Below are 26,296 nucleotides of genomic sequence, written 5' to 3'. Positions count from 1 at the left end.
TGTATGTTTTGCATAACGAATGCTATCTTCATGCTTTTCCTGGGTTGGCGTTGCTGGTAGGAGAGGGGGGTGAAATATCATGCTGAATAATATAGAGACAAAGTGGCTTTATGATTTTATCGCGCTGGAGGAATACCGTAGTTTTACAACAGCAGCCGAGAAACGAAATATTTCACAGTCTTCATTTAGTCGACGTATCCGCGCGTTAGAAACCGCCATTGGATTCGATCTTTTTGATCGCGCGTCTTCCCCTTTGCAATTAACCGAGCCGGGCCGTGTTTTTCATGCCCATATCCGAAATACCCTGGACGATCTGGAATATCAGTTGAACAAGTTGCATGGCGGCAGCCATTATAAAAATAAAATTACCATTGCCGCCGCACATTCGCTGTCCGTGTTTCTTATGCCTGAGTTATTAAAAACCGTGCCGGAACCGCAGGAAAAGATATTTTATGTCGAATCAATTGATGTTGATGAGGCGGTATTAAATCTCAAAGAGGGGCGGAGCGATTTCATTTTCTCATTCTATAACGAAGAATTGATGTCTGAACCATTTATGCATGAAAAAATACGGGAATCCCGCCTTTATCCGGTCTGCGCCTGCGATAGCAACGGTAATCCGTTATTTGATATTCATGCGCCTTCTGTGCCGCTTCTGAATTATACCGATACCAGTTATATGGGGCGTCAGGTCAGCCGATATTTGTCTTCCGTTGACAGCGACAGGTTCACGGTACATTTCGTCTCGTCGATGAGTGATTTGCTCAAACGGATGACCAAAAGCGGTTATGGTATAGCGTGGTTGCCGGACTATTCCATCAAAGAGGAACTAAAAAGTCAGGAACTGGTGATCCTTGATAAGGAGGATGCCGCGATGAGCATGGGCGTCTATCTTTATCGCCTTGATGCCAGGTTGAATATGGCGTCGGAAAAGTTCTGGCGGTATATAAAAGCGCTGCCGCGCGAATATTAAAACCTGAATACCGGTACATGTTGATCGCACTGGCGGCCCTCAGGCCGCCAGATAATCATTCAACGTATCAGGAGTTCTGCGTGGCTTGGGTTTGCTCGTAGGCGACGGCGGGATCTTCCTGTTCCTCTTGGTCATCCTCGTCATATTTGCCTTTTTCCAGACTGGCAACAACCGCGGTAGAGATACTGTTGCCCACCACGTTGGTAGCGGTACGGCCCATATCCAGGAACTGATCGATACCGATAATCAGCAGAATACCAGCTTCCGGCAGGCTGAACATCGGCAGCGTCGCCGCCACCACCACCACAGAAGCACGCGCTACGCCGGCCATCCCTTTACTGGTAATCATCAGGGTCAACAGGATCAGAATCTGTTGCGTCAGGCTCAGATCGATGTTGTAAGCCTGAGCGATAAACAGGATCGCAAAGGATTGATACATCATTGAACCGTCAAGGTTGAATGAGTAGCCCAATGGCAATACGAAGCTGGTGATTTTCTTCGGCACGCCGAATTTGGTCAACGCTTCCATGGTTTTCGGATAAGCGGATTCACTGCTCGCGGTGGCGAACGCCAGCATGATGGGTTCGCGGATCAGTTTGAACAGTTTAACGATTGCCTTGCCAAGAAACGCATAGCCGACGCCGAACAGCGCCGCCCACAACAATACCAGGCCGAGATAGAACTCGCCGATCAGTTTACCGAAGTCATAAATCAGACCCAGGCCCTGAGTGGTGATGGCGGAGGCAATGGCGGCAAATACGGCGATAGGCGCCAGCGACATGACGTAGTCAGTCACGCGGAACATCACTTTCGCCAGTTCCTCGATCATCGAAATAATGATTGTTGCATGTTTGTTACTATGTTTGACGTAAGCAAGGGCAGAGCCGAAGAACAGAGAGAAAACCAGAATCTGTAGAATTTCGTTGTTTGCCATCGCTTCCACGATACTTTTCGGGAAGATGTGGCTGATGAAGCTCTTCAGCGTAAAACCATCGGTGTTCAGGCCGGATGCAACTGGCGCCGCGACGGGGGGGATCTCCAGGTTCATGCCTGCGCCGGGCTGGAAGAAGTTTGCCAGCATCATACCGATGAGCAGAGAAAGGACAGAGGCAGTAACGAACCAAATCATCGCTTTCATACCGATACGGCCAACCGCGGAGGATTTCCCCATACTCGCCAGGCCGGAAACCAGCGTTGCAAATACCAGCGGTGCAATGATCATCTTGATAAGACGAAGAAAGATGTCTGTGACCATATTGAAGTAAGACGCGATTTCTTTGGCACGAGCCACTTCCAGATATTGGTGGCAAGCCCACCCAATCAATATTCCTAACAAGATAGCGATGGCTATCTGTATGACTAACTTCTGCCTTTGCATATAAACCTCATGTTGGTGATGTTATTCAGACAACACAATATTATTGCAGTGTGACAAGCGGGTGTTTATAAAATAAACAAACCCAACCCATCACCCTGATCTGTTATTGGGGTGTTGTGTCTGCACGCCGATATTACAACGATTTTGAATTTTTACATTTTTTTTCTCTTTATTAAAATGCAAATGTGATCTTTGTCATGAAAAAAGTGTGTATCAATGGGTGATTCAATAGGAAATGGCGGCTGCCCGTTAGTATGCCATCTTATTTAAACATGTATATAAACAGTGGGTTATGGAGGTTTATGCAAGTCAAGGCAGAGAGAAGAAAGAAAAGCATGTTTTCTTGTGAATTTAATTGTACATATTGTAGACAGATTTTATTTGTTCCTTACGCTTTGTTACTTTAATTTAAAAAATGTTTTTTGTTTGAAGTCCCATCATTTCTATGGAAGCAAGCCGTTGTGATTTTATCCGCTTAATTTATTTAATCTTTACTTAGGTATTTAATTCATCTACGAATAGTAAATATTTCCTGAAATAATTTTTCGATTAAAATATATACTTTATTTGTAATTATTTTGTTTCGGGTTTGTGAGTTTTTACTGGGGCTGGAGAGCAAAAACTCAATGGCGGACAGAGGAGGAAAGCGGGATATTTTCCATTATTCGTGACATGATAAAAATGATTGTCATTACAATAATATTCTGCATTTTTTCCTGATTATTCTTCTGGTTAATAGCGATTCAGATCAAGCTATCGGCATGATGACGTAGGATTTCCGGTCGTTAATCCTTACACTACATATCCCCAGTAATTTTGTTGACTTTATTGCGGTGGTTATGGTGATACGACTGACAGACTCCCCATCAAGGTTGTCGATTCTATGGCAGGATGCCCTACTGAAGGTGTCACAAACCCTACTGCAACAACGCAGTGTAGAAGCTCTGTTGCAAGTGTTGGATAGCTTGTCTTTTTCCGTTGTCCGGTTCGGACGAGTCAACGTGTTGCTGATCGATCTACTGCATAATCGAACTCGGCTTTACCGCTATGACCGCAGCGAGAACAAAACCCACTGTAATGAAGAAATGGTCTTGTTATTGGATGGACCGGGCGGTGTCGTCTGGCATACCCATACGCCGCTGCACTGCGACCGGGCGCATTTCCAGCGTGAATTCCCTCATCTTATGAGCCAGCCGGCTTATGCCGGGCTCAGTGATTACTGCCAGTTTCCGTTGCTGACGTCGCAGCGTTCGTTAGGCGGCGTCGAGTTCATTAAAACAGACGGCAGCCGGTTTGATGAGAGTGAAATTATTTTCTTTCAGTCGCTTACCGACATCATTACGCTGACGCTGGAACAGATTGGCGAACGCGAGCAGGCGCTGCTTGAGGAGGAGCGACTGCGCCATGAACGCGATCACTTTCGTATTCTGGTGGATGTGACAAATACTGTCATTTCCAAGCTGGAACTGAAGGCGCTGGCGCAGGAAGTGTCCAAAGAGATTCATCGCTTTTTCGGCATTGATTTCGTGGCGCTGGCATTACGAGATAACGATGACGACGATAAAACCCTCAAGTATTACGCCACACATTACCTCTCCGGGCGCTCGCCGCATTACGGCGAAGGCTCGCTCAAGCTATCGGAAACGCGAGCGGAAGCGGTCATGCGCGACAATGAAGTTTTGCTCATCCATCGTGACAATGACCTTAATCCTGCGGAGCCTCCGCGTTATCTGGCGCAATGGTTCGACAATAGCCTGAAGCATGCCTGCCTGCTGCCGCTGACGTTTGGCAATCGCGTGCTGGGCGTTCTGGAACTGGCGCACGACAGCGATTTATCTGTCAGTAAAGCGGAAATAAAATTGCTGCGGCAGATTGCGGCGCGTATTGCTATCGCGCTGGACAATGCGCTGGCCTACGAGCAAATTACCCGTTTGAAAGACACGCTAATCCACGAGAATTTCTATCTGACGGAGCAACTCACCGAACGTACCCATAGTGTGGGCGGAGAAGCGTTCGGCGAAATTATTGGTCGCAGCGCGGCGATCCGTCAGGTGCTGGAACAGGTGGAAATGGTAGCGGACAGCGACAGCACGGTTCTGATCCTGGGGGAGACCGGCACCGGAAAAGAGTTGATCGCTCGCGCCATTCACAGCCTGAGTTCACGTAAGGCGAACCGTATGGTGAAGATGAATTGTGCGGCGATCCCGTCCGGGTTACTGGAAAGTGATCTGTTCGGCCATGAGAAAGGCGCTTTTACCGGGGCTTCAAGCCAGCGTCAGGGGCGTTTTGAACTGGCGGATAAGAGTACGCTGTTTCTGGATGAAGTGGGAGACATCCCGCTAGAGTTGCAGCCCAAACTGCTGCGCGTTTTGCAGGAACGGGAGATTGAGCGTCTGGGTGGAAGCAGGGTTATCCCGGTAGATGTCCGCCTGATTGCGGCCACCAATCGTGACCTGAAACAGATGGTTGCTGATCGGGAATATCGCAGCGATCTGTATTATCGTCTGAACGTTTTCCCGATTGTGATCCCGCCGCTGCGTGAACGACCGGAAGATATTCCGTTGCTGGCGAAGTTTTTTACCCGCAAGATCGCACGCCGAATGAATCGCAACATTGATAGCATTCCATCAGATATGTTGCGCCAATTGAGCAAACTCCCCTGGCCTGGCAATGTGCGTGAATTGGAGAACGTGATTGAAAGGGCGGTGATCCTCACCAGGGGAACGACGTTGAATTTGCAATTGGCTGAACTGCAACCGCATCTCTCGCCGCTGGAAACGCCTAAACCGGTTGCGCTGAAAGACGCGCCGGTGGTGTCGCGACGGGAGGATGACGAGGAAGAGTCTGAGCGTCAGCGCATTATCCGGGTATTAAAAGAAACCAATGGCATCGTCGCCGGGCCAAAAGGCGCTGCCGCCAAACTCGGCTTGAAACGCACAACCTTGTTGTCGCGTATGCAGCGGATGGGGATTTCGGTTAAAGCGATTGAGGATATGGAGTAAAGGCGAGCGGGATGCGGCCAGCGAGCCTGGCCGCATCGGTACGTTAATTCACTTCTTCCGCTGTCCTGCGCAGACGCGCCTTCAACTCGCTGTATTCCTGCTGCACGTAATTTTCCGCCGCGTGTTGATCCTCAATGGCTTCCAGTTTGACGGCGCAATACTTGTATTCCGGCGTTTTGGAAATCGGATCGAGGTGATCGAGCGTCAGTTCGTTACAAGCGCCAATCCACCATTGATAGGTCATGTAAACCGCGCCCCTATTGATGCGCTCACTGACGGCGACACGGCTAATGACTTTGCCGCGCCGCGAGGAAACCCAGGCCAGTTCTTGATCGCGCAGCCCCAGCCGCTCGGCGTCTTCCGGGTTGACCTGCACATAACCGGGTTCATCCGCCAGCGTTTGCAACGCAGTGCAGTTGCCGGTCATGGAACGACAGGAATAGTGGCCCACTTCCCGCACGGTGCACAGCACCAGCGGATAGTTCTCATCCACCTGTTCCATTGGTGGTCGCCATTCCGTTGCGAACAACAGGCCTTTGCCGCCGGGACGGTCGAACTGGTTCCCGGCATACAACCATGGCGTGCCGGGGCTGTCTTCCGTGGTGCACGGCCAGGGTATGTAGCCCAATCCGGCCATTTTTTCGTAAGTCGCGCCATAATATAGCGGGCAGAGATGGCGCAGTTCATCCCAGATTTCCTGGGTATTGTTATAATGCATCGGATAACCGAGCGCGGTCGCCATCAGGCTGATGATTTCCCAGTCCGGTTTCACGTCGCCCTGAGGTTCAACCGCTTTATAGAAGCGCTGGAAGCCACGGTCGGCGGCTGAGTAGACGCCTTCGTGCTCGCCCCAGGAAGTAGCTGGCAAAATCACGTCAGCGACTGACGCGGTTTTGGTCATAAAGATGTCCTGCACAATCAGCAGTTCCAGTTCACTAAACGCTTCCCGCATCATGGACAGATCCGGCTCGGTTTGCAGCGGATCTTCTCCCATCACGTAATTGGCCCTGATTTTGCCCTCTTTGATTTTGTGCGGTACATCGGTCAGGGAATAGCCGATCTGGTCGGACAGGCTTGACACGCCCCAGGCTTTGGCGAATTTCTCCCGTACCGCCGGATCCGTGACGTTTTGATAACCGGGGAACACATTAGGCAACGCGCCCATATCACAGGCACCCTGCACGTTATTCTGACCGCGTACCGGGCCAACGCCGACATTCGGGCGCCCCAGATTACCCGTCAACAATGCCAGACCGGACAAGCCTTTCACCACATCGACACCCTGGCCCCACTGGGTCACGCCCATGCCCCACAAAATGGTGGCGGAGGGCGCGGCGGCGTACATCCGCATGGCATCGCGAATCAATTGCGGTGATAGTCCGGTGATGTCCGCGACGTATTCCGGCGTGTATTTGGCGACGATCTGACTGTATTCTTCAAATCCTTCGGTATGGCGCGCCACGTACTCCTTGTTGTACAGACCTTCATTGATCAGCACATTGGCGAACGCGTTGACCAGCGCCATGTTGGAGCCGTTGTTTAGCGGCAACCACAGATCGGCGATCCGCGCGGTTTCAATGTGCCGCGGGTCGCATACGATAATGTTGGCGCCACGCTCCCTGGCTTTCAGGATCCGGCGAGCAACGATAGGATGCGAATCAGCGGCGTTATAGCCGAATACCAGAATACATTCGGTATGTTCGATTTCGCAGATGGAGTTACTCATGGCGCCGTTACCCAGCGTTACCTGCAAACCGGCGACCGAAGGGCCGTGGCAGACGCGGGCGCAGCAGTCAACATTGTTATTGCCGGTTACCGCGCGGGCGAACTTCTGCATCACATAGTTGGTTTCGTTGCCGGGTCCGCGTGAGGAACCGGTATGCATGATGACTTCGGGGCCGTATTTCTCTTTAATCGCTTTCAGGCGGGAACTGGCGAATTCGATGGCTTCATCCCAGGATACGGCCTCAAAGGGCGCGCCTTTCTGACGGCGAATCAGCGGTTGTTTCAGACGCGGGGTCAGTAATTTGGTGTCGTTCAGAAAATCCCAACCGTAATAGCCTTTCAGACAAAGTTCGCCTTCGTTTGTCACGCCATTGGCGCCTTCTGCGCCAACCACTTTGCCGTTTTCAACCAATAGGTTAATTTTGCAGCCTGAACCGCAATAAGGACAGACCGTGATCACTTTCTGCATGATGATTATTCTCCTTCAGCGTACCTTGAACGGCACCGTTCAGAACTGCATTCCTGCGGCTTCATCAAGCGCCGCACGTCGTTGTTTTCGTTGGATCATGGCCTCAATATCATCACGGCTGATCAGATGAAGCGCTTTGGTCGGACACACCGCAATACAGGCCGGGCCTGCGGTTCGTCCCGCGCAAAGATCGCATTTCTGCGCTTCGGCTTTGATGCAGTTGCCCAACACCTGATAATGGCTGATACGGGCAACCGGTTTACTGATCACGGTCATGGCGCCGTAAGGACAGGCGACGACGCAGGTTTTGCAGCCAATACATTTTTCCTGCCGCACCTGAATGCAGTCATCGGCATGAATGATGGCGCCATTCGGACAAACGTTGGCGCAAGGCGCGTCTTCACACTGACGGCATTGGATGGTGGTGCTGACGTTCAGCCCTTTAATCACCTTAAGGCGCGGCGAAAAGGTTTTTGGAGATAATGAGGCTGTTTTTCCGTCGCTGTGGGCCAGCATACAGGCAACCTCGCAAGTGCGGCAGCCAATACATTTATTGGAATCTGCAATAACGAACCGGTTCATGACATCGTCTCCGACCTGGACTCAGATGAAAAATCAGGGTGTCGACACGGTGGCGCAGCGACACCATGCTCTGAATAAGCAGGCTTTGTGCCATAAGGCGAATATCAATAATTAACTAATTGATTTTAGGTTTAATTTAACCATTTTTGATCAAGGTCGTCTGGCAATGATGTCAAGGATGACGATGGCGCAAGGGGGGATTTCGGCAGATTTGACGAGAGGCGACGCGCACTTTATGGGTTAATGCCTATACTCATTTTATATCCGCTATAAATAAGGCGGACAAGGATGACAAACCGATGGGATATATAAAACAGGGATGAGGTATCGCCGTTTACTATAAATAATCTGGTTTTCCTTTGCTTGAATTCTGAATCGGGGATTTTGGTGCACCTGCGGTTTTTTCATCCGGCAGGAAGCGGATATAAAGATATAGATAATAGGCGTCATTCAGACAACGGTTCTGACGCTTATTGACTAATGGTATGGGGTTGTTGAGCTATGAGCTTTTTAAGAAATGTCAGCATCAGAGGTATGGTGCTAATGATTGTGGCGTTCTTATTGATTATATGGGGAATTGCTTCAGGATTCAGTCTTTATTCTCTTTATCACGTCACCAATCAACTGCACAAAACCGAAGTTCAGCGTAATACCTATTCGCATCTTGTCTACGGCACCGATCAATATTTTCGCGCGGTGACCCGACTGGAGCGAACAATGGATTATTTGCAGAACAATAATCCAGAAAACGCGCAACAAACATTGGCGATGGCGCAAACCGCGATCGGGAATACCAAGGATTCGCTGGCGAAATTTACTGCCGCCGAACATGTCGGTGTTGATGACGTGACGATCAAATCGATAAGTGATACCTGGTCGACGCTGGTTTCAACTGCGATTGATCCGATGAACGAAGCGTTGCAACGCAATGATGTGGAAAGTTTTCGACAGATTTTCCGTTCAGTTTATCCCCCTGTTAGCATGACGTTTGGCAATGAAATAAAAAAATATACCGATCAGATTACCAAGGCCGATATGCTGCCGGGTATTAACGAACAGAATGAGCGCAATCGAAATGCGCTGATCGCCGCGATGGTGGTCGGTCTTATCATTTTGCTTTTTACCGAGTACTACCTGAAAAATTATCTGGTGATCCCAATCGGAGTATTGAAATCGCATCTGGCGCAACTGACTGCCGGACAACTGGGGTGTGAACTGGCTGAATTTGGCCGTAACTGTGCGGGGCGACTGATACCGGATATCAAGCGATTGCAAAAAAGCCTGCGGGATACGGTATCGGTTATTCGTCAGAGCGCGGCGGAAATCGATCAGGGAACCACTGATATTAAAGAGGGGAACGATAATCTGTCTGGTCGAACCGAACAACAGGCCGCCGCGCTTCAGCAAACAGCCGCCAGCATGGAGCAGATCAATTCCACGATAAAGCAGACTACGGAGCATGTTCATCTGGCGCGCAATCTGGCGCAGAATGCCGCCAATATCGCGCATAAAGGCGGCAAAATCAGTAGCAACGTCATGGAAACCATGGAAAATATCAGCGCCAGTTCGCACAAAATTTCCGACATCACCACCGTTATCAATGGGATTGCGTTCCAGACCAACATTCTGGCGCTCAATGCGGCGGTAGAGGCGGCCAGAGCGGGTGAACAAGGGCGGGGGTTTGCGGTAGTCGCGGGCGAAGTGCGAACGCTGGCGCAGCGCAGCGCACAGGCGGCGAAGGAGATTGAGGATCTGATCTCTGAGTCGGTAACCCGGGTGGCGGCGGGAGCGGATCAGGTAAAACAGTCTGGCGATGCGACCACCGAGATTATTGACGCCATCTCACATGTCAACGATTTGATTGCCGAAATTGCGGCGGCGACCGATGAGCAAGCCCGTGGTATTAGCCAGATTAGTCAGGCCGTGCACGAGATGGATGGGGTCACGCAGCAGAATGCGGCGCTGGTGGTGGAGGCGGCAGAAGCGGCTGCCCGTCTGGATGAGAAAACGGACCAGCTTTTGGCGACGGTGGATGTTTTCCATCTTGAAGCTGATGGTTGTCCGATAGGCAGCGAACGAATTTCGCCATCACCGAGTATGGCGTTGGCGCGTCGTCCTTCTCCCGTTAATACGTCTCTATTATCCGCGAATGGGCATAACAATAACTGGGAAAAATTCTGACCGACGTACAGACGGGGACTTTGCTGTCCCCGTCGTCATTCCTCATGCCGCTAGCGACACATCAGAAATCTGCTTTCAACACCACCCGGAAGTTCGCTTTGCCAGCCCGGACATGATCCAGCGCCTCATTGATTTTCGACATCGGGAAGAATTCCACTTTGGGAGAAACATCCGCACGCGCGGCCAGCTTGAGCAGTGAGCGCAATTGTCCCGGTGAGCCGGTGGACGAACCTGTCACCGAGCGATCACCGCCGATGAGCGTAATGGAAGGCACCGGCAACGGTTTCATCACGATACCAACGGTGTGGAAATGTCCTCTGGGCGCCAGCATTTCAAAATAGGGTTGCCATTCGAGATCCACCGCCACAGTGCTTATAATCAGGTCGAATTGTCCGGCCAGTTGCTTCAGCGCTTCCGTATCCCGGCTGTTGACCACCTCGTCGGCGCCCATATCCAGAATCGACTGTTTTTTAGCGGGAGAGGAACTGAACGCCACCACTTCCGCGCCCATTGCGCGCAGGATTTTGATGGCGATGTGTCCCAGCCCGCCGATGCCAATGACACCGACGCGGCTGGTTGCGGTGATATTGTGGGTCAGTAGCGGTTTGAATACCGTAATGCCGCCGCATAGCAGCGGACCGGCGCTGGCGATATCCAGATTATCAGGCAGCGGGATCGCCCATTGCCAGTTGGCGCGCAATTTTTCGGCAAATCCGCCGTGGTTCAAAATGGTTGGCGTCGCGCCCTGACGACAGTTGATGTGATCGCCGTTGATACAGGCATCGCAGTGCTGGCAGCTTTTGGCCGTCCAGCCGATACCGACACGTTGTCCCAGCGACAAGCCTTTATTTTTGGCGGTGTCGCCCAGTGCCGCAACACGGCCAATGACTTCATGACCGCCGATCAGCGGATAGCTGGAGATGCCCCATTCATTGTCGATCATCGAGAGGTCTGAATGGCAGACACCACAATATTCAACCTCAACTTCAACGTCTTCGGCATCCAGCGGGCCGGCATCGTACTCATACAGTTCCAAAGCCTGACCAGCCTGCATTGCCGCATAACTTTTAATTTTCATTTCTGACCTCTGATTGCATGAATCGCTCGGCAGGTAGTGTAACAAAATTGTGTTCAGAATGGGGTAATTGCTAATAACGTTTAATAATCAATGCAACATAAGCGGCGTAACCAGGGCTTTCCAGTTACAAAACCTGAAAGCCGCCGTTTCCCTGCCAGTTGCTCAGGCGCTGGTGAAGTCTGTCCACCGCCTGTTCGACCGCAGCGCTGAGCGGAAAATAGAACGCCACCAGCGCGGGCTGGATACCCACAAAAATCACGTCGGGAATGTCTTCCTTTAGCTGATCGATCAGGAAATTCAGCGGCAGGTTATGGGTGTTCATCAGCATATCTTGCGCGATGCGGGTCGGATCGACGATGCGGATTTCACCGGGAGTCAGCCCCATGTCCGTGGCATCGACCACTAACAGCCGCCTGGGGCGCAACGCACGCAGCCGGTGCGCGGCATTTTCGGGAATGGTTCCGCCGTCGATCACCGACCAGCCGAACACCGGATATTGTGTCATCCGTTCGGCCAGCAACGGCCCGGCGCCATCGTCGCCCATCATGGTGTTGCCCACGGTCAACACCATATTTTCACTATCCACTATATGTTCCCTACCGCATTCAGTTTCAGCCATCAATACGTTTCACCATTAAATAAAGTGCGCTTTCCCGCTCGATGGCGGCCAGGTACGTCAGCAATGTTTGCGTCCATGCCGCATAGCGATCCTGTTCTGCGCCCAGCGCGCCAAATGCGCGGCCTAATAGTTGAGTATGGCTGCCATCAATGGTGATCTCGCCGAATTTCAGCAAGCCTGCCATTTTTCGCAGCGCCTCTCCCGGTGGAAGTTGCGCTATCCAGCGCTGGTAGTCGGATTGCGGGCAAATCAGTATTTTCTTCAGGCAGTCGATAACGCCAACGTGATGGCCGATAGACAGCGAGTAGTACATCACCTGCTGAGCCTGTTCCGGTATGCGGCTTTTTATGTCGGGCGTATCTTTTGCATCAAGAAATTTCTGGTTCAAGGCATAAAAAATGACCTGGGTACTCATCAATAACGTGCTCCCTGCAATAGCGATAGATAGATTTGCTGTAACTGCCCGACAATTTCATTCAGGCGTGGATCATTACGCTCTTGCAGCCAGTGGGCGATACGCTGATCCAGCCCGTCCAGCGGTTGATTCTCCAACCGGGCCAGAAACGCATCGCTGATTTCCCGCCCCTGACGATATCCGGCCATGCGTCTGGCTTCTCGCTCCAGCAAAATACGCAGATCCAGCGGTACGTCAGGATGAATCAAGGCGACCTTTTCATCCGCGGTTTGCTGATGGTCGCTGCCGTGTAGTTTCTGCTCCAGCAATCCCAGCGCGACGGCAAACCCGTAAATGGTTGCCGCGGGCGTCGGCGGACAGCCCGGAATATAGACATCGATCGGTACAATCGTGTCGCTGCCTCCCCAGACGCAATACAGGTCATGAAAGATCCCGCCGCCGCAGCCACAGGCGCCGTAGGAAATACAGATTTTCGGATCAGGCGCTGATTCGTAGGCGCGCAACGCGGGGGCACGCATCGCGCGGGTTACGGCGCCGGTAAACAGCAGGATATCGGCGTGACGCGGCGACGCGACGACTTTGATGCCGAAGCGTTCGGCATCAAACAGTGGCGTGATTGCGGCGAAGATTTCAATTTCGCAACCATTGCAGCCGCCGCAGTCGACGCGGTACACGTAAGCAGAACGCTGAATATCTTTCAACAGCGTCTTTTTGAGCTTTTGCGCCTGTTCGTCCAGCGCGATCGGTGTGGTGCGGTAGTTGGACAAGATGCTCATGAGTTGCTCCCTTTCCGGGAGGCGGATGGTTTGCCGGTTGCCGCGGAAAGATGCTGGCTCAGCATGACATTGCCTCGGTGATTCATATTCTGTTTACGTTTGCATTCCGGGCAGGTGGCAAAGTGGGCGCGTTGCGCTTCCACGCTCTCTTCTGACTGGCCTGATTGCGCCAGCAGCGCCATAACGTATTCCACCTCTTTTTGCGGGGCGAAAGGGCGGCGGCAGACATGGCAGTCCAGCAGGGTAAATGTCGCTCGCTGGTAGAGATCGGCCTTACGGATGACCGCCATCTCAAACGCCTGCGACAGCACGATGGCGCGTGTCGGGCAGACTTCCTCACAGCGTCCGCAGAAAATACAGCGCCCCAGAAACAACTGCCAGGAGCGGGTGCCGCTGGCGATGTCGGTTTCCATTGTCAGCGCATTGGCGGGACAGGCCGTGGTGCAGGCCGCGCACGCGATGCACTGTCTGGCGTCGTACTCTGGCTTGCCGCGAAACCCCGCCGACACCGCCAGCGGCTTGAACGGGTACTTCACCGTACTGTCGCCCGCCTGGATGATGGTTTTAAACAGTTTCAACATGATTCATCCCTCTACTTGAGCGGCGAATTGGTGCGCTCCAGGCCGTAACGTTCCATTTCTTTATACGGAATGGTGGTGGCTTTCTGTTTTCTTACATCAATCAGCGTGACCCGATCGGTACAGGAGTAACAGGGATCGAGGCTGCCGATGATCAGCGGCGCGTCGGAAATGGTGTTGCCGCGCAACATATAACGCAGTACCGGCCAGTTGGCATAAGTGGCGGCCCGGCAACGCCAGCGGAACAGCTTCTGATTATCGCCGGTCATACTCCAGTGTACGTCTTCTCCACGCGGCGCTTCGGCAAAGCCCAGCGCGAACTTATGCGGCTGATAGGAGAAATGCTCGTTCAGCAGCGCGCCTTCCGGCAGGTTGTCCAGACCATATTCAATCATCGCCAGTGAGGTGAACACCTCGCGTACCCGCACCAGCAGACGTGAGTACACGTCACCCGCATCCAGGTGATGCAGTTCCATCGGCAGATCAAGATAACCGGCATAAGGATGATCGATCCGCATATCCCGTTTGAAGCCGCTGGCGCGGATCATCGGCCCGACCGGGCTGTAATCGCGGGCCACTTTTTTATCAAGAATGCCAATGCCCTGGGTACGTTGCAGCATGTTGGGGGTATTGAGCAGCATGTCTGAAAGCTGAGTGATGTCGGTCCGCATTTCGTGGATCAGCTTAATGGTTTTTAACCGGTCGTCTTTCAGAATATCGCGGCGAATGCCGCCAATCAGGTTGAGCCCGTAGGTTTTGCGCGCACCGGTCAGAAGCTCGGCGATAGTCATCGACTTCTCGCGAATACGGAAAAATTGCATGAAACCGGTATCGAAGCCGACAAAGTGGCTGGACAGCCCGATGTTCAGCAGATGACTGTGCAGCCGCTCCACTTCCAGCAAAATACTACGGATGCTGTGCGCCCGTGGCGGCACCACGATCCCCAGCGCGTTTTCAATGGAAGAGGCGTAAGCCACGCTGTGGGTAAAACCGCAGATGCCGCACACCCGGTCTGACAGAAAGGTGACTTCGTTGTAGCCCATGCGCGTTTCCGCCAGCTTTTCCATCCCGCGATGGACATAAAACAACCGATAGTCCGCATCGACAATCTGTTCCCCATCGACAAACAGCCGAAAATGACCAGGTTCGTCAGAAGTGACATGCAACGGGCCAATCGGCACCACGCGTGCCGCGCCGCCGCCTTCGTTAACGAACGGATAGGACTCTTCATCCTGCGTCGGGGCGGGGCGCTGACGGTAGTCCATCGCGTCTTTACGCAGCGGATAGAGGTCATCCGGCCAGTCGTCCGGCAATACCAGACGGCGCTCATCGGGCAGACCAACCGGGATCAGGCCGTACATATCGCGGATCTCGCGCTCGCCCCAGACGGCGGCGGGTACGCGGGGCGTCACGGACGGAAACTCCGGATTATTCGCATCCACCAACGCTTTGACGATGATCCAGCACTTCTCCCCCGCCTCCATCGATAGCACGTAATAAATCGCAAAACAGCCGTTCAACGAGCGCTCATCGTTGCCGAACAGCACGGGTAGCCAGCCGCCTTGCTGGTAGTAAAGGAATTCGACCACCTCCGGCAACCTATTCAGTTTTACCGTCAGCGTCAGTTGATCATGGGTTTGCCACGCTTCTTCCAGTATGGCCGCCGGAAATTGCTGTCTGACCTGCGCGATATAGCCCGCGCCGATTTTGTCGGCAGAGGAAATCTGGCTGGGAACCGGTTGTTCATTAATCACGGTACATCTCCTGACGGGAAGGGGTTAGCGACGAGTGTTCTGCCAGCGGGGTAAGGTTATTATCCGGGGCGAGGTTCTGTACCACAGTGGCGGCATTCTCCAGCAGTTGCAGTACCGGCTGAGGAATATGGGTGCCCATTATCAGCATGAGCGCCATCAGCAACACCATCGGCGCGGTGGTCAGCAGGCCCAACTCGCCTTTACCGACGGCTTCCGGGCTGCTGCCCAGCACCGTACCGGCAACCATGCGCACCAGTCCGGCCAGAACAATAGTCAGCAAGATCAACAGGATGATGACCAGCCAACGGTATCCGGCGCTGATACCGGCGCTGACGGTCATAAACTCACTCAGGAAAATATTGAATGGCGGCATGCCGCCGAGCGCTAATGCGCCGCCGGCCAACAGTGCGCCGGTGAGCGGGGTGACGCGCATAATGCCTTTCACCGCATCCATATCGCGCGTACCGTACTTCAACAGCACGTTGCCGGAACCGCAAAATAACAGCGTTTTCGCCAGGCTATGATTCAGGGTATGCAGCAGCGCGGCGAAGATCCCCAGTGGCCCGCCGATGCCCAGCGCGACGGCAATCAGCCCCATATTCTCGACGCTCGAATAGGCTAGCAGACGCTTCATGTCACGCTGCACCAACATCAAAAACGCGGCGACCGCCACCGACAACAGGCCGAATACCAGCAGCAGTTGGCGCGGATATTCAGGGCCGAGCGCGGCGCTGACGATGATGTAATAACGCACAATCACCAGCAAGGCGCAGTTAAGCAGGACGGCGGAAAGTAACGCGCTGGTCGGGCTGGGCGCTTCGCTGTGGGCGTCCGGCAACCAGGCGTGCATCGGGAATAGCCCGGTTTTGGTGCCGAAACCGATCAGGATGAAGATAAACGCCAGATGCATCAGGGTATTGTCCAACTCGCCCGCGTGCTGCAACACTTCCGTCCAGAAAATGGCGTTTCCCGGCTCACTCATGACGCTGGCCGCGTTGGAATATACCAGCACCGTTCCGTATAGACCGAACGCTACGCCGACGGTACAAATAATGATGTATTTCCAGGCCGCTTCCAACGATGAACGCTGGCCATAAAGCCCGACCAGAAAAGCGGAACTCAGCGTGGTGGCTTCGATAGCCGCCCACATCACGATCAGGTTGTTGCTGGTGATCACCAACAGCATAGTGAAGAGAAACAGATGGAAAAAACCGTAGTAATAACACAGGGTGACGACGGTAATTTCACCGCTGTTCACTTCGTGGCGCATATAGCCGACGGAATAAAGGCCGGTGATGAAGCCAATCACGCCGAGGATCGCCAGAAACAGTGCGCTCAGGCTGTCGAGGTGCAGCCAGTTGTGTAGCGCCAGTATTTCGCCGTACTGATACACCATCCAGACCAGCGACAGGGAAGCCACCAGCAGCACGGTCAGACCCAGCAGGTGGAGCATAGTTACCAGCGTGCGGGCATGACTGCCAGCCAGCCGACAGAGAAAGGCAAGCAGCGCGGTAATGAACGGTGTTGCCAGCAGGGTGAGCAGCAAATCGATATTGGTCATCTCCTTCACCCTTTCAACGTTGTCAGTTGTCGCACATCCAGCGTGTGGAGCGTGCGGTAGATTTTACGGGCCATCAGCGCCATCACGATCACCGCGAAAATCGCATCGGTCGCAATGCCGATTTCCACCAGTTCCGGCGCACGGTTCGCCAGCAACGCCAGCGTCAGATGCGCGCCGTTTTCCATCAGGCAGTAGCCGAAAACCTGTTTGAGAATATTGCGTTGGGTGACGATGCACAGCAGGCCGATCATAAAGTGACCGAGGGAGACGGCCAACGCGGGTTTCAGTTCGGCCACCATAGGTAATTTAACCGGCGCCACCACGAAGTAGCACAGCACCACAATCACCGCCGCCAGCAACATAATCATCACTGGGCTGACCACGCCGCCATCGGCCAGCGGGTCGTCCAGTTTGCGAAAAGCCCAGTACATAATGGCCGGAACCAGCACGACTTTGGTGATGAACGCGGTCAGCGACCAGGTGTAGAGTTGCTGCGCCTGCAACAGATCGGCCAGCGAGAGAAAAATCAGCACCAGCACCAGCGATTGCAGCGCGTACAGGCAGGCGGAGAGCGCGGGACGACGAGCGGCGATCACCAACAGAGAGGTAATGATCAGCAATCCGGCCAGATTATTTACTATCAGGTTATTCACTATCAGGGATCCAGTCATCATTCATCCTTAGCTCAGCCAGACGGCGGCAATAACGCTTGAGCCGACCGACATGACAATCAGCACGATTAGTACGCCCTGCATCGCCCAGGGCACCGGCGAGGCCGCGGCAATTTCTTCGGACGGTTCGCCAGGCACGACGCGACCAAACCAGTAGAGGAACCAGGCGAAACTGGCGACTGATTCAATCAGCGTGATAATGAGCAGCGGCAACAGCCAGACGTATTCGCGGGACAAGACGAAACCAGCGGCAAACAACGGGAATTTACTGAAGAACCCGTTAAACGGCGGCACGCCGGTAATCGCCAGCGCAGCGACGCAAAAGCCGATGCCCAGCAACGGCTTTTTCCGCATAATGCCTTTCAGCTTCGGCAACATCCGGGTGCCGCAACTGTAGCTGAGCGCACCGGCTATCAGGAAAAACAGGCTTTTAGCAAAAGCATGGTTGAAGATGTAGGCTACGCCGGCGTCGAATGCCATACGTGAGCCGAATATCGCCAGCGACAAGGCAAAGAAAATGTAGGAAAGTTGGGTGATGGTGGAGTAGGCGAGCAACCGCTTCATGTCTTTCTGCGGCAGATACAGAATAAAGCCATACACCAGTGTAATGGTCGCCATCACGATGCCGACAACACCAATGATGTGCGGCACTTGTTCCGCTGACAAAATCGCGCGGGCAAAGATATAGACGCCGACTTTCACCATCGATGCCGCATGCAGGTAAGCGCTGACGGGCGTTGGCGCTTCCATGGCGTCCGGCAGCCACATGTGCAGCGGCAACTGAGCGGATTTACCCCACGCGGCGAACAGGATGCCGCCGAACACGATAATCTTGCCATCGCTATCCAACTGCGTCAGAGCGCTCAGCGCGAACGTGCCGGTGCTGACGAATAACCAGGCGGCCGCCAGATAGAGTCCGATTGAGGCGATGTGGGTAATCAGTAGCGCTTTCAGCGCTGAACGCAGGGATTTGGGCTGCTGATAATAACCGATTAACGCCCAGGAGCAGCCGCCGGTAATTTCGAAGAACAGCAGTTGCCCCAGCAGCGTTGAAGAGAGCGTCAAGCCCGCCATTGCGCCAATAAACACCAGCAGAAACGCATAATAACGATTGGTGCCTTCATGCGGGTGTTCACGGTTTCCGGGCGTCATATAACCGGTTGAATAAATACTGACCAGCAAACCGAGAAACACCACGGCGAAACCTATCAGCAGGCTGAGTCTGTCGAACTGAAAGCCGAATAATTCCGCCTGACCATAGCGGTACAGGGTATAGACCATATCGGTTTTGCCGCCGATGAGATAGTTAGCGGCCAGCCACCCCATGCCAAGCGTCGCCAGCAGAGAAAACAGACAGCATAACCATTTGGCCTGTCGTTGCGGCGCGACGGCGATCCACAAGGCGCCAATGAAGGGCAGCAGCAAGGTCGCAAGGGCAACATTCTTTATGATAACCGTCTCCATGATGAATGCTTACTCCTTATAGACCAGTAAGATAGAAAACGAACGCCAGCGCCGCGACGCCAAAGCCCAGCCATGTTACGTGTCCTGTCAGCAGGAATCGCCCGCGGGCCAGACTGTTCTCAATGATGGCCGCCACGAAAAACACCACCGTCAGTTTGACGACAAACGCGATCGTTCCGATGCACAGGGCGGCCAGCGTGAAGGTTTCCGCTTTGCCGAACGGAATGAAGATCGATAGAAACAACGCCGCCACCACCACCTGTTTCAGACTGATGCCCCATTTCACCAGTGCTAATCCGGCCCCGGAATATTCCGTCAACGGGCCTTCCTGCAACTCCTGTTCGGCTTCCGCCACATCAAACGGAATTTTTCCCATTTCGATAAAGGCGGCGAATGCGCAGGCCAGTAACGCCATCAGCGTGGCGGTCGGTGATAGCCAGGGACGGGCGGCCAGTGTGCTGCTGATGTTGCCGATATTGGTGGAACCGGCGATCAGCGCCACCACCAGCAGCGCCAGGATCAGGATTGGTTCAACCAGAATGCCGAGCGTCAGTTCGCGGCTGGCGCCAATACCGGCGAATGAACTGCCTGAATCCAATCCGGCCAGCGCAAAGAAGAAGCGGAACAGGGCGAACAGATAAAGCAGGGTAATGACATCGCCCCCTGAACCGAACGGGGAGATCCAGGTCACGATAGGCAAGGTCATAGCGACCAGCAGCATCGTGCCGATCAGGATATAAGGCATCAGCCGAAACACCCCGCCCGCATGCTGTGGGGAGACATCCTGACGTTTCAGCAGCTTGAAAATATCGCGGTAATCCTGCCAGACGCCCGGTCCCTGACGTGAGTGCATCTTGGCGCGAATAACTCTCGCCATGCCGGTCATCAATGGCGCGATGGCCAGCAGGAACACGGCCTGAATCATGGCGCAAAGCAGCAGGGTGGTCAGCATCGGCGCGTCGTTGGGGATTGAGCTTCCAGTGATCATCTTGTTCTCCTCAGACCATTGTCACCAATAGCAAGATCACCAGTGCGGCGACGACATACAGGCAATAAATCCGAAAATCACCATTCTGGATCCATTGCACCGCCCGACCGATTTTCCGTACCCCGCTCACTAGCGGCAGCACCAGGCGGTTATCCCACAATGGTTCCACCCGTTCGGCGGTCAGGGTGGTTCGCTCCAGCGCGTTTTGCATCATCGGAGCGGGATCAAGCGTTTTACGCAGCCGGTAAAGCGGCGAGAACATTACCCGCAGCGGTTGAGTGAAACCGGCGGCGGAGGCGGCCATCGCGGGTTCATACGCATAGCCGCAGGCCCATGGCGTACCGCGCCGGCGGAAATGCAACCGTGCGCCTTTGCAGCCGACATACAGCAGCAACGGCAGGAGCGGCAAAGCCAGCAACAGTATGAAAATAAGCGGCGTGGAGAGCGAGGTCTGTCCGGGATCGCCGGGGAAAACCAGCGAACCTTGCGCTACCGCGGGCGCGGCGCTGTGAGTCAGGCTGGCGGCAACTCGTGCAATAACCGGCGCAATGTCGCTGGCGCCGACGCCGAGCAACAGACACAATAACGCCAGCAGCAACATGGCGGCGGTCATCGGCCAGGGCGCTTCTTTCGCTTGCGCCGCTTTTTCGCTGCGCGGCGCGCCGGAAAAACTGATGCCGTACACTTTGACAAAACACATGGCGGCCAGCGCCCCGGTGATCGCCAACATCACGATGGCGATTGGCGCGACCAGGCGCAGTGAGATACTGCCTTCGTGACTGAGCGTAAATAGCGACTGATAGGTAAACCATTCACTGACGAAGCCGTTTAGCGGCGGCAGCGCGGAGATCGCCATACAACCGACCAGAAACGCCAGCGAGGTATAAGGCATCAAACGCGCCAGTCCGCCCATTTTCTCCATGTCTTTGGTGTGCAGACGATAAATCACCGCGCCGGCGCCCAGAAACAGCAAGCCTTTAAACACGGCATGATTGAGCAGGTGGTACAACCCACCGAGCAGGCCGAGCGCCGCGAGCAGAGGATGATGGCTGGCGATGCCGATCATGCCGACGCCGACGCCCATCAGAATGATGCCGATATTTTCCACGGTGTGATAAGCCAGCAACCGTTTTATATCGTGTTCCGCCAGCGCGTACAGTACGCCGAGCACCGACGAGACGGCGCCAAACGCCACCACCACCACGCCCCACCAGATTTCCGTCGCGCCCAGCAGGTCAATGCCCACTTTGATGATGCCGAAAATACCGATTTTCACCATCACGCCCGACATCAGCGCCGATGCATGAGACGGCGCCGCCGGGTGCGCGCGCGGCAGCCAGCCATGTAACGGCAACATCCCGGCTTTGGCGCCGAAACCAAAAAACGCCAGCAGGAAAATGAGCGAAGCCTGAGGCGCGGAGAGCGACGCTTGCCGGAAGTCGGCGAAATCAAGGCTGTCGCTGTGCCGGTAGAGCAGGAAGAATGCAATCATGATCAGCACGGAACCGGCATGCGCGATCAGAAAGTACAGCAGTCCGGCATTGATGGCTTCGTCATCCTGATCGGAAATGACCAGAAAGTAAGAACTTAGCGACATCACTTCAAACAGGATAATAAAGTAGAAGGCATTGTCGATCACCACCAGCGCCACCATCGAGGCGATAAACAGGTTCATAAAGAACCCCAGCGCGCCCGCCCGTCCGCGGTACTCACGCAAATAGGCCAACGAGTAGAGCGCGGTGACCGCCACCAGCAGGGAAATCACCAGCACCATGAAAGCGGCCAGCGCGTCCAGTCGCAGGGTTAAATGGGCGATGTCGGCAAACGGCCCGATGAAGGTCGTCGTCAAGACTTGCCCGCCAAGCAGAACGGGCAGCGCCGCGGCGATGCCGCATAATCCGCCGAGCGCCGCACTGACGCCGCTGAGCGGGATCGCCAGCGATTCATGGCGAGACAGACACAGCGACAATATCGCGCCCGCGCAGTATAGCGTCAGCGCCAGCGCCAGCCATTCCAGAGAGGTCATCATAATTTGTTCTCCCGTATCGGCTCGTCGGGTGGAAAAGGCGCGTTGCCGGCAGGCCATGTCATGGCTTGCCGATGTTTCGCCGCGTTGGTTTTTGCGATTTGTTGATCGTCGATAATGAACAGCGCCTTGGTGGGGCAGACACGCACGCATTCCGGCCCCTGATCCTGAAAAGCGCACAAGTCGCATTTCACGGCGACACTGCGAACGCCGACGTTCCAGGCCAGAAGAGGATGAATCGCGGCGGCACTGACGGGAACGTCGGAAAGTTCGGCCAGCGGAATGTGCTGGCGGAAGGTGGTCGGTATGGCCAGCGGTTTACTGCCTGAGGGCGTGATGGCGCCAAAGGGACAGGCAATGGCGCAAAGTTTACAGCCGATACAGGTATTTTCGTTCAGCACCACCGCCTGATCCTGATGCGTAATGGCATTGACCGGACACACTCTGGCGCAGGGCGCATCTTCGCAATGGCGGCATAACACCGGGGCGGTGCCTGCCAGGTCACGCTCTACCGTCAGCCGCGGATGCGTTTGTAATCCCTGACGGCGATGTACCTGGGTACAGGCGGCCATACAGGTGTTGCATCCGATACAGCGTTTCGGATCCGCAATGACGAAGCGGTTCATAGCCCTATCCTCCGGGGAGAGTCTGTTAAGGTTGGCTGCGTCAAAGCATATTCCGTGCCACGTCACGCAGTCCGTGCGCGGGGCCGCAGGGGATAAGGGATTGAGCGAGAAAGCATTATTAAAAAGGCAGGGTGACGCTGAGGGATTCGACAGTGGCATCGACACTTTTGACGAGGTAACGGTCTGTTTGTTTCTTTTTAAGGCGGCATGGATCATCAAAAAAGACAACATGCTCTGTAAATTACCTAAAGCAAAATGTAAAGAAGGTCATGATTAACACGCTGTTAGCGATGGTTTTGACTATTAGAAAATAAAAGTGGCTCAATTATTGCTTAGCTCTTGCCAGAGAAATAATTCATTATCTTGCGGCTGGAAAATCATCATGTGTTTAGGCATTCCTGGGAAAGTGGTGGCGATCGCCGACGTGGAGCAACAATTGGCGTGGGTGGATGTATGCGGCGTCAGGCGGGAGGTGAATATCGCGCTGGTGGCGGACGCCATTGAGGGTGAACAACTGATCGGACAGTGGGTGCTGGTTCATGTGGGGTTTGCCATGAGCCGGTTGGATGAGGATGAAGCTCATGCCACACTGGATGCTTTACGGCAAATGGAAGAGGTGGAACACGATGTTACAATTTTTCTGCGTCAATAATGCGCGGTTAGTGATGTATATCAAGACTTCTTGATTTAGCAAAGTGATAATAAGAATAACTATCATTAGTGCTTTATTCCCATGCTTATGTTCAACTGGCAAAAGATCGTTCTGTTGTTGTGTTGGCTGTTTAGCAGCACTACGGCAACCGCTGCCGCGGATTACGCCACCTTTATTCAAGATATCCAGTCCAGACTGGATAAGACCGCGCAACTCTACCAGCAGCAAAAGCCCGACGAGGCCCGTATCGAAGTACAGATGGCCTATTTTGAGGTGTTTGAGAACCTTGAAGGGCCAATCCGCATTAATATCTCCGCGCAAAAAAGCTATCAACTGGAAGCCACCTTCGCAGACATTCGCCGCATGATCGGCGAAGGCAAACCGCAGGCTGAAATTGAGGCGAAAATCGACTGGTTGAAAGGCGAACTGACCGCTGTACTGCCCATTTTGTCGGACGGTCATCAACTGGTGGCGCAGGAACAGCACGGCGCTTATGACAACGCCAATATCGCGCTGTACTGGCAGCAAAGTTTCAAGATTATTGACGATCAACTGGCGCAGGCGATGAGCGACTATCAGGCCGGCGATTACAAACAAGCTAGTCAGCGCGTGCAGAGGGCGCATTATGATGGATTCAAAAACAGTGAAATGGAAATGTCGGTGCGGCAGAATCGTTCCGCGCAACAGGCCGCGTCCATCAATCAGCAATTCTCCGCGCTAATCACGCTGGCAAGCCAGCCGAATCACCTCAATGATGTGGCTTATCGCGTCACCACGTTATTGCAGGATATCGAAGATGTGCTGCCAGGGCTGCCGACCACCCGCGATTCCCAGCCTGTCACCGCCGCGCCGACGGGGGATAACGCTGCAAACGCCGATGATATCCCCAACGCTGACTGGGCGAACATTACCAACGATATCAATCAGGCGATTGCCGCCGCGCTGGAAAAATACCGTCAGGGACAGGTTAAGCCTGCGATCATGGCGGTGCAGGACGCATATTTTGACGTGTTTGAAGCCACCGGCATGGAGAACAAAATCGGTTCCCGAGACGCGGCATTCAAATCCACGCTGGAAGGTTATTTCACCCGTCTGGTCAGCCAGATGAGCGCCGGACAGCCGGTTGAGCAGCTACAGGCGCAAGCGGATGCGATGCAACAGGATTTGGCCAAGGCGGTTGCCATGCTGGGGGACGGTCAGGAAACGCACTGGAGCCTGTTGATTTACAGTTTGCTGATCATCGTGCGTGAAGGATTGGAGGCGCTGTTGATTGTGGCGGCCATTGTCGCCTATCTGGTGAAGAACAACCATCACGATAAGCTGCCGCTGATTCGTCAGTCCGTTTATGTCGCGCTGCTGTGCAGCGTCGTCACCGCCGTCATTTTCCAACTGCTGTTCACTAATTCGGGCGCCAGCCGCGAATTGCTGGAAGGCGTCACCATGCTGATCGCCGTTGTCATGCTGTTCTTTATGAGTTACTGGCTGCTTTCAAAAGTGGAGGCCCGGCACTGGAAAGCCTATCTGGAAGGCAAACTGTCGAATTCGCTGAGCAGTGGTTCGCTGGTGGGGTTATGGCTGACCAGCTTTCTGGCGGTATACCGTGAAGGCGCGGAAACCGTGCTGTTCTATTACGCGCTGGTGGGGGATGCCAATAACATGGCGGGTCACCTTTCCATTCTGGCCGGGTTCGCCATTGGGTGTGTAATTCTGCTTATCGCTTATCTGATCATGCGTTTTACCGTGGTCAAATTGCCGCTGAAACCTTTCTTTATGTTTACCGGTTGTTTTATGTATCTGATGGCGTTTGTCTTCGCGGGCAAAGGCGTATTGGAGTTGATTGAAGGAAAACTGTTTGAACCGACACTGCTGACTGGCGTTCCTGAAATCAGCGGGTTGGGAATATACCCTTATGTGGAAACGTTGTTGCCGCAAGGGGGGCTGTTAGTGGCCGCATTAGTTGCGCTTTGGGTGATGCGACGCAGAGCCGCGACGATTTGAAATTGGAAGTAATGCAAAGCAGAAAAACGACCGTTACCTACCCGACGGCTTTTCAGGTTCAGGCAGCTTGCCGGCTTTGAAGACCAGAGGAACATTGATGATATGAGGATGGGTTTGATGAATATGCAAAAAAGTCTGATTGCGGGTGCCGTCATTGCGGGCATTTTCACTGCGCCAGCGGCGTTTGCGTTTAAAGAATATCCGGCTGGCGAACCAGTCACACTCAATGAGATGGAGATTGCCGCGGTTTACCTGCAACCAATCGACATGGAGCCACGTGGTATGGGGCTGCCCGCGGCAAAAGCCGATATCCATCTGGAAGCGGATATCCATGCGGTGGAGGGCAACAAAAATGGTTTTGGCGCGGGCGAGTGGGTACCGAACCTGACCATCGCCTATACCCTGACCAATACCGATACCGGTTCCAAGCAGGAAGGCACATTCATGCCGATGGTCGCCAGCGACGGCCCGCACTATGGCGCCAACATCAAAATGATGGGCGTGGGCAACTACAAAGTCACTTACTTCATCGAACCGCCATCCAAAGCGGGCATGCACCGTCATACCGATAGTGAAACCGGGGTTGGTCGTTGGTGGAAACCGTTTGATGTCAGTTTTGACTTCAAATATGTCGGCATAGAGTAATGGAAACGACCGTGATGATGATTTTTTCATCGCGGTCTTGTTTGCGCTTCGGCTGAGCGGGAGCGTGAACGTTGAGATATCGTCGTGTGATGCCCGATAGATTTCAAGGTGCGCCAGGGTGAGCGCAGGGAAGGG

Annotated in this window: 22 protein-coding genes; 7 read left to right on the top strand and 15 right to left on the bottom strand. The window is 53.8% G+C overall.

Going from position 1 to position 26,296, the window contains the following annotated elements:
• The first annotated feature begins 79 nt into the window (after positions 1 to 79).
• Positions 80 to 973 (top strand): hypochlorite stress DNA-binding transcriptional regulator HypT, encoded by an 894-nt coding sequence (gene hypT / locus NC856_RS03345; protein WP_264089023.1) that lies wholly within the window; start codon positions 80 to 82, stop codon positions 971 to 973.
• 67 nt (positions 974 to 1,040) lie between these two features.
• Here hypT and NC856_RS03340 read toward each other — a convergent pair whose 3' ends face one another.
• A complete protein-coding gene (locus NC856_RS03340) occupies positions 1,041 to 2,351 on the bottom strand; it encodes a dicarboxylate/amino acid:cation symporter (RefSeq protein WP_264089022.1) in 1,311 nt (436 codons plus the stop codon).
• 839 nt (positions 2,352 to 3,190) lie between these two features.
• On the opposite strand from NC856_RS03340, the gene flhA reads away from it, so the two are divergent.
• A complete protein-coding gene (gene flhA, locus NC856_RS03335; protein WP_264089021.1) occupies positions 3,191 to 5,353 on the top strand; it encodes a formate hydrogenlyase transcriptional activator FlhA in 2,163 nt (720 codons plus the stop codon).
• A gap of 43 nt (positions 5,354 to 5,396) precedes the next feature.
• On the opposite strand, the gene fdhF is transcribed toward flhA, so the two are convergent.
• Positions 5,397 to 7,547, bottom strand: coding sequence for a formate dehydrogenase subunit alpha (gene fdhF / locus NC856_RS03330; protein ID WP_264089020.1), 2,151 nt, complete (start codon positions 7,545 to 7,547; stop codon positions 5,397 to 5,399).
• Between the two features lie 39 nt (positions 7,548 to 7,586).
• Complete coding sequence (locus NC856_RS03325; RefSeq protein ID WP_264089019.1) at positions 7,587 to 8,129, bottom strand: 4Fe-4S binding protein; 543 nt, start codon at positions 8,127 to 8,129, stop codon at positions 7,587 to 7,589.
• A gap of 501 nt (positions 8,130 to 8,630) precedes the next feature.
• On the opposite strand from NC856_RS03325, the gene NC856_RS03320 reads away from it, so the two are divergent.
• Positions 8,631 to 10,310: a methyl-accepting chemotaxis protein gene (locus NC856_RS03320; RefSeq protein ID WP_264089018.1), complete on the top strand. Its 1,680-nt coding sequence runs from the start codon at positions 8,631 to 8,633 to the stop codon at positions 10,308 to 10,310.
• 61 nt (positions 10,311 to 10,371) lie between these two features.
• On the opposite strand, the gene ahr is transcribed toward NC856_RS03320, so the two are convergent.
• From ahr to NC856_RS03260, 12 genes are all read right to left on the bottom strand, one after another.
• Complete coding sequence (ahr, locus tag NC856_RS03315) at positions 10,372 to 11,388, bottom strand: NADPH-dependent aldehyde reductase Ahr (RefSeq protein WP_264089017.1); 1,017 nt, start codon at positions 11,386 to 11,388, stop codon at positions 10,372 to 10,374.
• A gap of 124 nt (positions 11,389 to 11,512) precedes the next feature.
• Positions 11,513 to 12,007, bottom strand: a complete 495-nt coding sequence (gene hycI, locus NC856_RS03310) for a hydrogenase maturation peptidase HycI (RefSeq protein ID WP_264089016.1) — start codon at positions 12,005 to 12,007, stop codon at positions 11,513 to 11,515.
• The gene (locus NC856_RS03305) at positions 12,000 to 12,422 is read right to left on the bottom strand and encodes a formate hydrogenlyase maturation HycH family protein (RefSeq protein WP_264089015.1); all 423 of its coding nucleotides are present in this window, start codon (positions 12,420 to 12,422) and stop codon (positions 12,000 to 12,002) included. Before NC856_RS03305 ends, hycI begins: the two co-directional genes overlap by 8 nt.
• Positions 12,422 to 13,198, bottom strand: a complete 777-nt coding sequence (locus NC856_RS03300) for an NADH-quinone oxidoreductase subunit B family protein (RefSeq protein WP_264089014.1) — start codon at positions 13,196 to 13,198, stop codon at positions 12,422 to 12,424. The genes NC856_RS03305 and NC856_RS03300 overlap by 1 nt, the downstream gene beginning before the upstream one ends.
• Positions 13,195 to 13,779 (bottom strand): hydrogenase 4 subunit H, encoded by a 585-nt coding sequence (gene hyfH / locus NC856_RS03295; protein WP_264089013.1) that lies wholly within the window; start codon positions 13,777 to 13,779, stop codon positions 13,195 to 13,197. The genes NC856_RS03300 and hyfH overlap by 4 nt, the downstream gene beginning before the upstream one ends.
• A gap of 11 nt (positions 13,780 to 13,790) precedes the next feature.
• A complete protein-coding gene (locus NC856_RS03290) occupies positions 13,791 to 15,530 on the bottom strand; it encodes a hydrogenase large subunit (protein WP_318841718.1) in 1,740 nt (579 codons plus the stop codon).
• The gene (locus tag NC856_RS03285; RefSeq protein ID WP_264089012.1) at positions 15,523 to 17,091 is read right to left on the bottom strand and encodes a hydrogenase 4 subunit F; all 1,569 of its coding nucleotides are present in this window, start codon (positions 17,089 to 17,091) and stop codon (positions 15,523 to 15,525) included. The genes NC856_RS03290 and NC856_RS03285 overlap by 8 nt, the downstream gene beginning before the upstream one ends.
• Positions 17,092 to 17,096: 5 nt before the next feature.
• Positions 17,097 to 17,762, bottom strand: a complete 666-nt coding sequence (hyfE, locus tag NC856_RS03280) for a hydrogenase 4 membrane subunit (protein ID WP_264089011.1) — start codon at positions 17,760 to 17,762, stop codon at positions 17,097 to 17,099.
• Positions 17,763 to 17,771: 9 nt separating this feature from the next.
• Positions 17,772 to 19,226 (bottom strand): hydrogenase 4 subunit D, encoded by a 1,455-nt coding sequence (locus NC856_RS03275; RefSeq protein ID WP_318841719.1) that lies wholly within the window; start codon positions 19,224 to 19,226, stop codon positions 17,772 to 17,774.
• 16 nt (positions 19,227 to 19,242) lie between these two features.
• Positions 19,243 to 20,214 (bottom strand): respiratory chain complex I subunit 1 family protein, encoded by a 972-nt coding sequence (locus NC856_RS03270; protein ID WP_318841720.1) that lies wholly within the window; start codon positions 20,212 to 20,214, stop codon positions 19,243 to 19,245.
• A gap of 10 nt (positions 20,215 to 20,224) precedes the next feature.
• Complete coding sequence (gene hyfB, locus NC856_RS03265; RefSeq protein WP_264089010.1) at positions 20,225 to 22,243, bottom strand: hydrogenase 4 subunit B; 2,019 nt, start codon at positions 22,241 to 22,243, stop codon at positions 20,225 to 20,227.
• On the bottom strand, positions 22,240 to 22,866 hold the full coding sequence (locus NC856_RS03260) for a 4Fe-4S dicluster domain-containing protein (RefSeq protein WP_264089009.1): 627 nt from the start codon (positions 22,864 to 22,866) through the stop codon (positions 22,240 to 22,242). Before NC856_RS03260 ends, hyfB begins: the two co-directional genes overlap by 4 nt.
• Before the next feature lie 31 nt (positions 22,867 to 22,897).
• Here NC856_RS03260 and NC856_RS03255 point away from each other — a divergent pair, with 31 nt between their 5' ends.
• The 4 genes from NC856_RS03255 (at position 22,898) to NC856_RS03240 (ending at position 26,161) form a co-directional block, all read left to right on the top strand.
• Positions 22,898 to 23,143, top strand: coding sequence for a hypothetical protein (locus NC856_RS03255; RefSeq protein WP_264089008.1), 246 nt, complete (start codon positions 22,898 to 22,900; stop codon positions 23,141 to 23,143).
• A 105-nt stretch (positions 23,144 to 23,248) separates the two neighbouring features.
• On the top strand, positions 23,249 to 23,518 hold the full coding sequence (gene hybG, locus NC856_RS03250; RefSeq protein WP_264089007.1) for a hydrogenase maturation factor HybG: 270 nt from the start codon (positions 23,249 to 23,251) through the stop codon (positions 23,516 to 23,518).
• Positions 23,519 to 23,605: 87 nt separating this feature from the next.
• Positions 23,606 to 25,516, top strand: coding sequence for an FTR1 family iron permease (locus NC856_RS03245; RefSeq protein ID WP_264089355.1), 1,911 nt, complete (start codon positions 23,606 to 23,608; stop codon positions 25,514 to 25,516).
• 117 nt (positions 25,517 to 25,633) lie between these two features.
• A complete protein-coding gene (locus tag NC856_RS03240) occupies positions 25,634 to 26,161 on the top strand; it encodes an iron transporter (protein ID WP_264089006.1) in 528 nt (175 codons plus the stop codon).
• The last annotated feature ends 135 nt before the right edge of the window (positions 26,162 to 26,296 follow it).

The sequence above is a fragment of the Brenneria izbisi genome, assembly GCF_025840185.1.
Lineage (GTDB): Bacteria > Pseudomonadota > Gammaproteobacteria > Enterobacterales > Enterobacteriaceae > Brenneria > Brenneria izbisi.
Note: the sequence above shows the minus strand (reverse complement) of the source record. Positions and strands in the feature narration are given on the sequence as shown.